A 10,655-nucleotide genomic window follows, 5' to 3' on the forward strand; every position below is an offset into this window, starting at 1 on the left:
GGTGAATCGCATGGGAGACTGGAGCAATGCTCCGCGTGCTCACGGCCGGCGAATCGCACGGCCCAGAACTCATCGCCGTCATGGAGGGTCTGCCCTCCGGCGTTCCGGTGTCGTCCGAGGCCATCCAGGCCGACCTCGCCCGCCGCAAGCTCGGCTACGGCCGCGGCTCGCGGATGAAGTTCGAGCAGGACGAGCTGTCGATCTCCGGCGGTGTCCGCCACGGCAAGACCCTGGGCAGCCCGATCGCGCTGCGCATCGGCAACACCGAGTGGCCGAAGTGGATCGAGGTCATGAACCCCGAGCCGGTCGAGCTGACCGACAAGTCCCGTGGTCGCAGCGCCCCGCTGACGCGTCCGCGTCCCGGACACGCCGACCTCGTCGGCATGCAGAAGTACGACTTCGACGAGGCGCGTCCGATCCTCGAGCGCGCGAGCGCCAGGGAGACCGCCGCCCGTGTCGCCCTCGGTGCGATCGCGCGCTCGTTCCTCGCTGAGCTCGGCATCCGCCTGGTCAGCCACACGCTGTCGATCGGCCCCGTGCAGGTGCCGGAGGGCTCGCCCCTCCCGACGCCGGATGACGTCGAGGCTCTCGACGCCGATCCGCTGCGCTGCTTCGACCCCGCGACGTCCGCGCTGATGGTCGCCGAGGTCGACGATGCGAAGAAGGACGGCGACACGCTCGGCGGCATCGTCGAGGTGCTCGCCTACGGCCTTCCGCCGGGGCTCGGCTCGCACGTGCACTGGGATCGTCGCCTCGACGCTCGTCTCGCCCAGGCGCTCATGAGCATCCAGGCCATCAAGGGCGTCGAGGTCGGCGACGGCTTCGAGACGACGCGTCGCCGCGGCTCGGCCGCGCACGACGAGCTGTTCGCGACAGCCGACGGGATCTCCCGCGGCTCCGACCGCGCCGGAGGCACCGAGGGCGGCATGTCCACTGGCACCGTGCTGCGCGTCCGCGCGGGTATGAAGCCCATCGCGACCGTGCCGCACTCGCTGCGCACGATCGATGTGGCGACGGGTGAGGACGCGACAGCGCACCACCAGCGTTCCGACGTCTGCGCCGTCCCGGCTGCCGGCGTCGTGGCGGAGGCCATGGTCGCCGTCGAGGTCGCGAACGCCGTGCTGGAGAAGTTCGGCGGCGACAGCATCCGCGAGACGCGCCGCAATCTCGAGGGGTACCTCGCGGGCATCCCCGCCGAGCTGCGCACGACCCCGGCGTCCGAGGCGGCGCTCATCGCGCATGACGAGCGCGGCTGACCCGCTCACGCTGGTGCTGGTCGGCCCGATGGCCGCCGGCAAGACCAGCGTCGGCAGACGTGTGGCGCGGCGGTTGAGCGTGCCCTTCATCGACACCGACAAGCGGATCGTCGCCGCGCACGGCCCGATCCCGGCGATCTTCGCCGAGCACGGGGAGCCGCATTTCCGAGAGCTCGAGCGCGCCGCCGTGGCTGCGGCGCTCGCGGACGGCGGAGTGATCTCGCTCGGCGGCGGGGCGGTGACGGATGCCGGCACGCGAGAGCTTCTGCGAAAGCATCCTGTCGTCTTCCTGACGGTGAGCGTCGATGCGGTCGCCGACCGGATCCGCGGAGGGAACCGTCCGCTGCTGGCAGGGGAGGATCCTGTCGAGAACTGGATCCGGATCTTCGACGAGCGGCGCGACTGGTACGACGAAGTGGCATCGACGACGTTCGACACGTCGCGGCGGCCGATGCAGAGGATTGCCGACGAGATCGTGGCATGGAGGAGAGAGCAGCGATGAGCACGACGACCATCAGTGTCACCGGGAACGACGAGTACGACATCACGATCGGACGGGGTGTGCTCGATCAGGTCTCGGCCGCACTTTCGCCGACCGTGCGCAAGATCCTCGTCGTGCACCCGCCGACGCTGGCCGCGCGCGCCGCCGAGCTGCGGGAGCGCCTGCTGGCCGACACGGAGAACGGGCCGCGCGAGGTGCTCCTGGCTGAGGTCCCGGATGCGGAGCAGGGCAAGCGCATCGAGGTCGCGGCCTTCTGCTGGCAGGTCATGGGACAGGCGGACTTCACCCGCAGCGATGCGGTGATCGGCTACGGCGGGGGAGCCGTGACCGACCTCGCGGGTTTCGTCGCGGCGACCTGGCTGCGCGGTGTGCAGCTGGTGCAGGTGCCGACGACCGTCCTCGGCCTCGTCGATGCCGCGGTGGGCGGCAAGACAGGCATCAACACCGCCGAGGGGAAGAACCTCGTCGGCGCGTTCTGGGCGCCGACCGCGGTCATCGGTGATCTGGACGAACTCGGCAGCCTGAGCCCGAACGAGGCGACGGCCGGCTTCGCGGAGGTCGTCAAGGCGGGCTTCATCTGGGCTCCGGAGATCCTGGACATCATCGAGGCGGATCCCGCACGGGCCGTCGACACCACCACGGAGGAGTTCCGTCGGGCCGTCGAACTCGCCATCGACATGAAGGCGAAGGTCGTGTCGGACGACTTCCGGGAGGCCGGCCTCCGCGAGATCCTCAACTACGGCCACACGCTCGGCCACGCGATCGAGCACGCCGAGCGCTACAAATGGCGGCACGGTGCCGCGGTCTCGATCGGCATGCTGTACGCCGCCGAGCTCTCCCGGCTCGCCGGCCGTCTGTCGGATGCCGCGGCCGAGCGCCACCGCACGATCCTGGAGTCTCTGGGCCTGCCGACCTCGTATCGCGCAGGTGCCTGGCCGCAGCTGCTGGCGACGATGCAGCGCGACAAGAAGAGCCGTGGCGGGATGCTCCGCTTCATCCTGCTCGACGACATCGCGAAGCCCACCGTGCTGCAGGCCCCCGACGAGTCCCTCCTCTTCGCCGCCTACCAGGAGGTCGGTGCGTGAGCGTCGTCATCCGGCGCGTGCGCGCAGACGAGGGGGAGCGGGTCCGCGATCTGCGTCTCGACGCGGTCCGCGACCCGGACGCCTCCATCGCCTTCCTGCACTCCTACGAGACGGAGGCGGCGCACCCGGACGGGTTCTGGCACGATCGTGCGGCGAACGCCGCCGAGGGCGACGGCGTGGCGCAGTTCGTCGCCGAAGCGGACGGCGAGTGGGTCGGCACGGTCACGGTGATCCGCTGGAAGGCGGGCGACACGGACCATCACGGACGCGAGGTCTCCGCGGCGCGCGGCGATGTCGTCGGCGTCTTCGTGCGTCCCGAGAATCGTGCGGGCGGCACGGTCGACGCGCTGCTCGGTGCAGCGGCCGAGTGGGCGCGCTCCCTCGGAGACGGTGCGCTCGCCCTCGACGTGCACGTGGACAACCATCGGGCGCAGGCCGCGTATCGCCGGGCGGGATTCGTCGAGACCGGGCTGCGCTTCACCGGATCGATCGGGCCGGAGCTCGAGATGAGCCGTGCACTCGCACCCGCGGATAGTGTGTCCTCGTGACCGCGAACCCGCGCCTGCTCCTCGTGAACGGGCCGAACCTCAATCTGCTCGGCACGCGCGAGCCCGACGTCTACGGCACGGCGACCCTCGCCGACGTCGAACGTCTGACCGCCGAGGTCGCGGGGTCGCTCGGCTACGAGGTGCGGGCGATCCAGAGCAATCACGAGGGTGTGCTGATCGATGCGATCCATGAGGCTCGCGCCGACTGCGTCGGCATCGTCATCAACCCCGGCGGGCTCACGCACACCTCGGTCGCGCTGCGTGACGCGCTCACCGGGGTGTCGCTGCCGTTCGCCGAGGTCCACATCTCCGATGTGTACGCCCGCGAGGAGTTCCGTCATCACTCGTACCTGCACGATGTCGCCGCGGTGCGCGTGATCGGGCGAGGAATCGACGGCTACGCGGACGCCGTGCGGGAGCTCATCGGCTCGCTCTGAGACGACCGTTTCCGGGCCGCCCTCGCGCATCCCGTAGAATCGACTGTCGGCCCTGCCTGTATCGCGCGGGAGAGGCCGGCCCCACAGACTCAGGAACGGAACTCTCAGCGCATGGCATCTACCGCAGACATCAAGAACGGCGTCGTTCTCAGCATCGACGGACAGCTCTGGAACGTCATCGAGTTCCAGCACGTCAAGCCCGGCAAGGGTGGCGCGTTCGTGCGGACCAAGCTGAAGAACGTCGTGTCGGGCAAGGTCGTCGACCGCACCTACAACGCCGGCGCCAAGATCGAGATCGAGAACGTCGATCGTCGCGACTTCACCTACCTGTACGCCGACGGCGACAGCTTCGTCTTCATGGACACCTCCGACTACGACCAGATCACCGTCGGTGCGGCGACCGTGGGCGACGCGAAGAACTTCCTGCTCGAGAACCAGCAGGTCACGATCGCGTTGAACAACGGCAACCCGCTGTACATCGATCTGCCCGCCTCCGTCATCCTCGAGGTGACGTACAGCGAGCCCGGCCTGCAGGGCGACCGCTCCTCGGCCGGCACGAAGCCCGCGACCGTCGAGACCGGCTACGAGATGCAGGTCCCGCTGTTCGTCGAGACCGGCACCCGGATCAAGGTCGACACCCGCACGGGTGACTACCTGGGTCGCGAGAAGTAAGGCGTGAGCGCCCGCACGAAGGCGCGTAAGCGCGCTCTCGACATCCTGTTCTCTTCCGACGTCCGCGGCGACGACCTCTCGGTCACCCTCGCGGCCGAGGCGAAGCGTGCGGCCAGCGAGCCCTCGCGCGAAGCCTCCTGGCTGTACGCCCGCGAGATCGTCGACGGCATCATCGACCAGCGCGATGAGATCGACGAGCAGATCACCACGCACAGCCGCGACTGGAAGCTCGAGCGGATGCCCGCCGTCGACCGCGCCCTGCTGCGCATCGGCGTCTGGGAGATCCTGCACAACGACGCGGTGCCGACGGCCGTCGCCATCGATGAGGCCGTCGAACTCGCCAAGGAGTTCTCGACCGACGATTCCGGTGCGTTCGTGCACGGCGTCCTCGCCAGGGTGGCCCGCGCCTCCTGATCGGTTCGTCCGAGTCGCGGCACCCATGTCGGATGCCGCGGGAAGGATACGGGCATGCCCGCACCGCACGTCGACCTCCGTGACCTCATGCAGATCACGGACGCCGGTGGGTACGCGCGCGGGCTCGCCTACTTCCGGGAAGGGAACGTCCTCGATCTCGTCTGGGACGAGGACCTGCAGGAGCTCGAAGGCCATGTGAAGGGCAGTCAGGGCGCGCAGTACCTCGTCGAGGTCGGCTTCGTGTCGTCGAACGGCAAGCGGCACGTCCGGTCGACCCGGTGCTCCTGCCCGGTGCGCTCCGCCTGCAAGCACGTCGTCGCCGCGCTGCTCGCCTCGAACGTCCACGAGTACTCGCAGCAGAGCGGCGCGCGGGTCGTCGAGCCCGTCCTGCCCGCCCCGGCCCCGACGACCCCCGCAGCGCCCTCCTGGCGTGCGCTGGTCGACCCCGCGAGCTCTGCGCAGACCCGTCCGCTGGCGCTCGGGGTCGAGCTGCGGCATCGCGAGCCGCGGGGCGACAACCACTGGGCTCCGCGCGCGGTGCGTCCGGCGACGCCCAGGGACCTCGCTCGGTCGACGGGCGAGCTGCTTCTCGCCATCCGCCCGCTGATGCGCAGCCATCAGACCGGCGCGTGGATCCAGGGTCACGCCGGATGGGATGTCGTGCGGCGGGATGCCTCGCAGTTCGGTCGGACGCAGACGCGCTGGTTCGGCGACCTGCTCAGCATCTCGCGCGACTCGCTGCTCTCCGGCAATTCCGGCGACTGGCTCGTGGTCGACCAGATCGAGTCCGGACTCCTGTGGGGACATCTCCGCGCCGGGGTGGCCCTCGGCATCCCTCTGGTGGCCAGCCAGAAGAACGCCACCGTGCACTTCGCCGACACGGCCGAGATCACGGCCACGATCGCCCGCGACGATGACGGGGCACTGACCGTGGCCGCCGCTGCCACCATCGACGGCCATGACGTCTCGGCAGCCGCTGTGCACCCGATCGGCCGTTCCGGGGTGTACTCCGCCGTCCTGTCGGGCAGCCGGATGCAGATCACGCTCGCCGAGGTCCCGCTCAGCGAGCAGGTGCGCGCCCTCCTCGAGGCGCAGCGACCCATCGTGGTCCCCGCAGCCGAGGAGGAGGCGTTCGTCGCCGAGGCGTACCCGCTCCTCGCGCGGCGCACCGCCGTGCAGACCGTCGGTGACGTCGCGCTGCCGGAGATCCCCGCGCCGGAGCCCGTCCTGACCGTCGCCTTCGAACGCGGCGACGTCGTCAGCTACTCCTTCGCCTGGTCGTACCGCGGATTCGGGACCGTGCCGTTCGCGGCCGGTCGAGCGGCGGTTCGCGACCCCGAGGCAGAGGCGGCGCGCCGCGCGCAGCTCGAGACGGTCTGGCACGAGCACACGACGAACCGGTTCGCGCCGTCCGGTTCGTTCCACGACATCGACGCGGCAGCCTTCGTCGCCCAGGTCGTACCCGCGTTCGAGGCCGCGGGCGTCGCGATCGTCACGAGCGGCACGCGCAAGGAATACCGCGAACTGACCGGTGTCCCCGAGGTCACGGTGTCGACGGTCGAGACGACGGATTCCGACTGGTTCGATCTGGGCATCATCGTGACGATCGACGGGAGGAGCATCCCGTTCGGCCCGTTGTTCACGGCGCTCAGCAGGGGGAAGAAGAAGCTGCTGCTCTCCGACGGCGGCTACTTCACGCTCAACCACCCGGCACTCGATCGCCTGCGCGAACTCATCGATGAGGCGGGGGAGCTCGACGAGTGGGAGACCGGGCCGCGCATCAGCCGCTATCAGACCGATCTCTGGGAGGAGTTCGAGGATCTCGCCGACGAGGCGCAGCCGGCCGTGAGCTGGCGCTCGACCGCCGAGGGTCTGCGGCAGGCGACCGGCGTTCCGGCCACCCCCGTGCCGCCGTCGCTCCGCGCCGAGCTGCGTCCCTACCAGAAGTCCGGATTCGACTGGCTGGCGTTCCTCTGGAAGCACCGGCTCGGCGGGATCCTGGCCGACGACATGGGACTCGGCAAGACGCTCCAGCTGCTCACCTTCGTGCAGCACACGCGCGACACGGGAGAGCGACGGCCGTTCCTCGTGCTCGCGCCCACCTCGGTGCTCAGCACCTGGAAGACCGAGGCTGCGCGGTTCACGCCCGAACTGCGCGTGGTGCTCGTCGACACCACGAGCGGAACACGCCGCGGAACGCTCGCGGATGCCGCCGCCGGGGTCGATGTCGTCGTGAGCTCCTACACGGTGGCGCGACTCGATGAGAAGGAGTTCGCGGCGGTCGAGTGGGCGGGGCTCATCCTCGACGAGGCCCAGTTCGTGAAGAACCCGAAGACGAAGCTGCATCGGGCGATCGCCACATTCCGTGCCGATGTGACCTACGCGGTCACAGGCACCCCGATGGAGAACAGCCTGTCCGACCTGTGGTCGCTGCTCAAGCTCGCCGCTCCCGGCCTCTTCCCCTCCGCCCGGAAGTTCCGCGATCGGTACATCCAACCGATCGAGAAGGGCAAGGTCCCCGAGAACGAGGAGGGCGGTGAATACCGTCGTCGTCGGCTCGACCAGCTGCGCCGTCGTATCCGTCCGCTCATGCTGCGCCGCACGAAGGAGATCGTCGCCGCCGATCTGCCGCCGAAGCAGGAGCAGGTGCTCGAGGTCGAGCTGAGCCCCGCCCATCGCGCGCTCTACGACGTGGTGCTGCAGCGCGAGCGGCAGAAGGTGCTCGGGCTGATCGACGACCTCGACCGCAACCGCTTCATCGTCTTCCGCTCTCTCACCCTGCTGCGGATGTTGAGCCTCGCTCCCGGTCTCGTCGATGAGGCCGACGCCGACATCGGATCGAGCAAGCTCGACACCCTGCTCGAGAGGGTGGTCGAGCTGCAGGCCGAGGGGCACCGCGCGCTGGTGTTCAGCCAGTTCACCTCGTTCCTCGACCTCGCCGCCGCGCGCCTCGAGGCCGCCGGCATCCCGTACGCCCACCTCGACGGATCGACCCGGCGCCGACAGGACGTGATCGACGGATTCCGGGCGGGGGAGCAGGTCGTGTTCCTGATCAGCTTGAAGGCCGGTGGATTCGGACTCACCCTGACCGAGGCCGACTACGTCTTCCTGCTCGACCCCTGGTGGAACCCGGCGGCCGAGGCGCAGGCGATCGACCGCACGCATCGCATCGGCCAGACCAGCCAGGTCTTCGTCTATCGCATGATCTCGGCCGGGACGATCGAGGAGAAGGTGCGCGAGCTGCAGCAGCGCAAGGCGCGGCTGTTCACGGCGGTGATGGACGACCAGGAACTGTTCGCCCAGTCGCTCACCGCCGACGACATCCGCGGGCTCTTCGACGACTGAGACGTGTCGCCGGCCGACCTCGCCCCGTCGGCGGGAGTATTCACGGCTCGTCTCCGCGGGCGCCCAGGAGGCCGTCGGTAGACTCGTACGGTTCACTTTCGAGAGGAATGCAATGCGGATCACGGGACTCGGCCACGCCGGGATGTTCATCGAGACGGTGGGCGGGAACATCATCTGCGACCCCGTCCTCGGACCCTCCTTCTACGGATCCTGGTTCCCGTTCCCCGACAACCGCGGCCTCGACTGGGAGCGTTTCGGCCGCGAGGCCGACTTCCTCTACATCTCGCACCGGCACCGCGACCACTTCGACCCGAAGCTGCTCGAGCGGTACATCCGCAAGGACATCGAGGTACTGCTGCCGGAGTACCCGATCGACGATCTCGAGCAGGACATCCGCGCCCTCGGCTACACGAACATCACCTACGCGCCGGCGGGACAGATCATCGAGCGCGGCGATCTGAAGATCATGATCACACCGCTCCGCGCCCCGAGCGACGGCCCGATCGGCGACTCGTCGCTGAGCGTCGACGACGGCACCGCATCCGTGCTGAATCAGAACGACTCGCACCCCCTCGACCTCGAGAAGCTGCTGAGCTTCGGCAAGCCCGACGCCTACTTCACCCAGGTCTCGGGCGCGATCTGGTGGCCCATGGTCTACGACCTGCCGCTCGACGCCAAGCAGAACTTCGCGAAGCTCAAGCGCGAAGCGCAGAACAAGCGGGCGATGTACTACATCGAGAAGGTCGACGCGACGCACGTCTTCCCGATGGCCGGACCGCCGATGTTCCTGCGCGACGACCTGTTCGACTTCAACGGCATCGGCAAGAACGGCGAGTCGATCTTCACCGACCAGAAGCAGTTCCTCGCGCACATGAAGGAACTCGCGCCGCAGTATGACGGGCACCTCTTCGTCCCCGGCACCGTCGTGACGGTCGAGGGCGCGTCGGTGACCACCGAGCAGTCCCTCTACACGGATGCCGAGCTCGCGCACATCTTCGACGAGAAGTGGGACTACCTCGAGTCGCAGCGGGCGAGCCGCCAGCAGGAGATCCGCGACGAGGAGGCCTCGCGCGCCGAGGTCATCCCGCCGGCGGAGATGCTCGAGACGCTGAAGACGTGGTGGGAGCCGCTGCTGAAGAAGTCCCGCACGATTCGCCTCGGGGTCGGCGGATGCGTGCGATTCAAGATCGGCGAGCTCGACATGGTCGTCGACTTCCCTCGGGCGAAGGTCCGCGAGTACGCGGGGGAGGAGTGCATCTACTGGTACACGATCCCCGCCGACCTCGTCTCGACGAACATCCGCGATCGCGAGATCGACTGGTCGAATTCGATCTTCTTGTCGATGCAGTTCCAGGTCGGTCGCAGCGGCAAGTTCAACGAGTTCCTGACCACGTTCCTCAAGTGCCTGTCGGTCGACCGCATCGAGTACGTCGAGAACTGGTACCAGGAGCAGACCGACCAGACCGAGGATGCCGAGATCGGCGACTGGGTCGTGCAGCGACGCTGCCCGCACCTGCGCGCGGACCTCACGAAGACCGGCAAGGTCGACGCGGACGGCATCCTCACCTGCAGCATGCACGACTGGAAGTGGGACCTGAAGACCGGACGCTGCCTGACCACGAGCGGTCATCCGATCCGGTCATCGCGGATCGTGGAGACGGGTGTGCCGGGGGAGGCCCTGCCTCAGGCGAGCTGACCTGTACCACCGGGGTGCTGAGGTGGTACTCTCGTGGGCATGCCGACCACCTTGACTCGAATTCAGGTCACTCAGACCGGGCAGCTCCGTGACGCGATCGAACTCGCGGAGCAGAAGTGGCCAGGGCTGCCGAAGTCCGAGCTGGTCGGGCGACTGGCCGTGCTCGGTGCTGAGGTGCTCGCCACGGAACGCTCTGCCAAGCGAGCAACGCGACGGGCGGCGCTCGAGGCGACACGAGGGACGATCGACTATCCACCCGGGTATCTCGAAGACCTGCGGAAGGACTGGCCGGAGTGATCGTCCTGGATGCCGGGGTGCTCATCGCTCACCTGGCGACGGATGACGTTCATCAGGACGCGGCGTTCGAGATCCTCGACACCGAGGAGGATCTGCTCATCCACCCGCTGACCCTTGCCGAGGCGCTCGTGCACCCAGCGCGGCGGGGCACCGAGCTGGATGATCTTGCGAGGATCGACTCCCTCGGACTGCTTCGGCGAGACGAGAATGTCGACGAGCCCGTGCAGATCGCGCGTCTGCGGGCCGCTTCGTCGATGACGCTTCCGGACTGCGCCGTCCTCGCGACGGCCGAATCGTTCGGCGCCACCCTCGCCACCTTCGACCGGCGCCTGGCGGACATCGCTCGTTCGCGCGGTGTCGAGGTCGTCGGCGCCTGAGCCCCTCCGGTAGACTGAGCCGACAA

11 protein-coding genes are annotated in these 10,655 nt (G+C 68.7%); all 11 read left to right on the forward strand.

The genetic code is table 11. The features are described from left to right. Positions 1–26 precede the first annotated feature (26 nt). On the forward strand, positions 27–1,256 hold the full coding sequence (aroC, locus tag ABD648_RS02260; protein ID WP_282217106.1) for a chorismate synthase: 1,230 nt from the start codon (positions 27–29) through the stop codon (positions 1,254–1,256). Beyond that, positions 1,240–1,758, forward strand: a complete 519-nt coding sequence (locus tag ABD648_RS02265) for a shikimate kinase (RefSeq protein WP_282217107.1) — start codon at positions 1,240–1,242, stop codon at positions 1,756–1,758. The genes aroC and ABD648_RS02265 overlap by 17 nt, the downstream gene beginning before the upstream one ends. Next, positions 1,755–2,843, forward strand: coding sequence for a 3-dehydroquinate synthase (gene aroB / locus ABD648_RS02270; protein WP_282217108.1), 1,089 nt, complete (start codon positions 1,755–1,757; stop codon positions 2,841–2,843). The genes ABD648_RS02265 and aroB overlap by 4 nt, the downstream gene beginning before the upstream one ends. Beyond that, positions 2,840–3,391, forward strand: coding sequence for a GNAT family N-acetyltransferase (locus tag ABD648_RS02275; protein ID WP_282217109.1), 552 nt, complete (start codon positions 2,840–2,842; stop codon positions 3,389–3,391). Before aroB ends, ABD648_RS02275 begins: the two co-directional genes overlap by 4 nt. Continuing rightward, on the forward strand, positions 3,388–3,828 hold the full coding sequence (gene aroQ / locus ABD648_RS02280) for a type II 3-dehydroquinate dehydratase (RefSeq protein WP_282217110.1): 441 nt from the start codon (positions 3,388–3,390) through the stop codon (positions 3,826–3,828). Before ABD648_RS02275 ends, aroQ begins: the two co-directional genes overlap by 4 nt. 111 nt (positions 3,829–3,939) lie before the next feature. Beyond that, positions 3,940–4,500, forward strand: coding sequence for an elongation factor P (efp, locus tag ABD648_RS02285; protein ID WP_282217111.1), 561 nt, complete (start codon positions 3,940–3,942; stop codon positions 4,498–4,500). Between the two features lie 3 nt (positions 4,501–4,503). After that, on the forward strand, positions 4,504–4,914 hold the full coding sequence (gene nusB / locus ABD648_RS02290; RefSeq protein WP_282217112.1) for a transcription antitermination factor NusB: 411 nt from the start codon (positions 4,504–4,506) through the stop codon (positions 4,912–4,914). Between the two features lie 54 nt (positions 4,915–4,968). Next, positions 4,969–8,259: a DEAD/DEAH box helicase gene (locus ABD648_RS02295; RefSeq protein ID WP_282217113.1), complete on the forward strand. Its 3,291-nt coding sequence runs from the start codon at positions 4,969–4,971 to the stop codon at positions 8,257–8,259. 112 nt (positions 8,260–8,371) lie between these two features. Next, positions 8,372–9,955 carry a Rieske 2Fe-2S domain-containing protein gene (locus tag ABD648_RS02300; RefSeq protein WP_282217114.1) on the forward strand — a complete coding sequence of 528 codons (1,584 nt, stop codon included), beginning with the start codon at positions 8,372–8,374 and terminating at the stop codon, positions 9,953–9,955. Between the two features lie 39 nt (positions 9,956–9,994). Further along, positions 9,995–10,252, forward strand: a complete 258-nt coding sequence (locus ABD648_RS02305) for a hypothetical protein (RefSeq protein ID WP_282217115.1) — start codon at positions 9,995–9,997, stop codon at positions 10,250–10,252. Beyond that, complete coding sequence (locus tag ABD648_RS02310; RefSeq protein ID WP_282217116.1) at positions 10,249–10,629, forward strand: type II toxin-antitoxin system VapC family toxin; 381 nt, start codon at positions 10,249–10,251, stop codon at positions 10,627–10,629. The genes ABD648_RS02305 and ABD648_RS02310 overlap by 4 nt, the downstream gene beginning before the upstream one ends. The last annotated feature ends 26 nt before the right edge of the window (positions 10,630–10,655 follow it).

The organism is Microbacterium luteolum (assembly GCF_039533965.1).
Classification (GTDB): Bacteria; Actinomycetota; Actinomycetes; order Actinomycetales; family Microbacteriaceae; genus Microbacterium; species Microbacterium luteolum.

Excerpts from the sequence above, each read along its gene's own strand:
- aroB (WP_282217108.1), top strand. The coding sequence starts at position 1,755 with ATGAGCACGACGACCATCAGTGTCACCGGGAACGACGAGTACGACATC.
- ABD648_RS02295 (WP_282217113.1), top strand. The coding sequence starts at position 4,969 with ATGCCCGCACCGCACGTCGACCTCCGTGACCTCATGCAGATCACGGAC.
- ABD648_RS02265 (WP_282217107.1), top strand. The coding sequence starts at position 1,240 with ATGACGAGCGCGGCTGACCCGCTCACGCTGGTGCTGGTCGGCCCGATG.
- efp (WP_282217111.1), top strand. The coding sequence starts at position 3,940 with ATGGCATCTACCGCAGACATCAAGAACGGCGTCGTTCTCAGCATCGAC.
- ABD648_RS02305 (WP_282217115.1), top strand. The coding sequence starts at position 9,995 with ATGCCGACCACCTTGACTCGAATTCAGGTCACTCAGACCGGGCAGCTC.
- aroC (WP_282217106.1), top strand. The coding sequence starts at position 27 with ATGCTCCGCGTGCTCACGGCCGGCGAATCGCACGGCCCAGAACTCATC.
- ABD648_RS02300 (WP_282217114.1), top strand. The coding sequence starts at position 8,372 with ATGCGGATCACGGGACTCGGCCACGCCGGGATGTTCATCGAGACGGTG.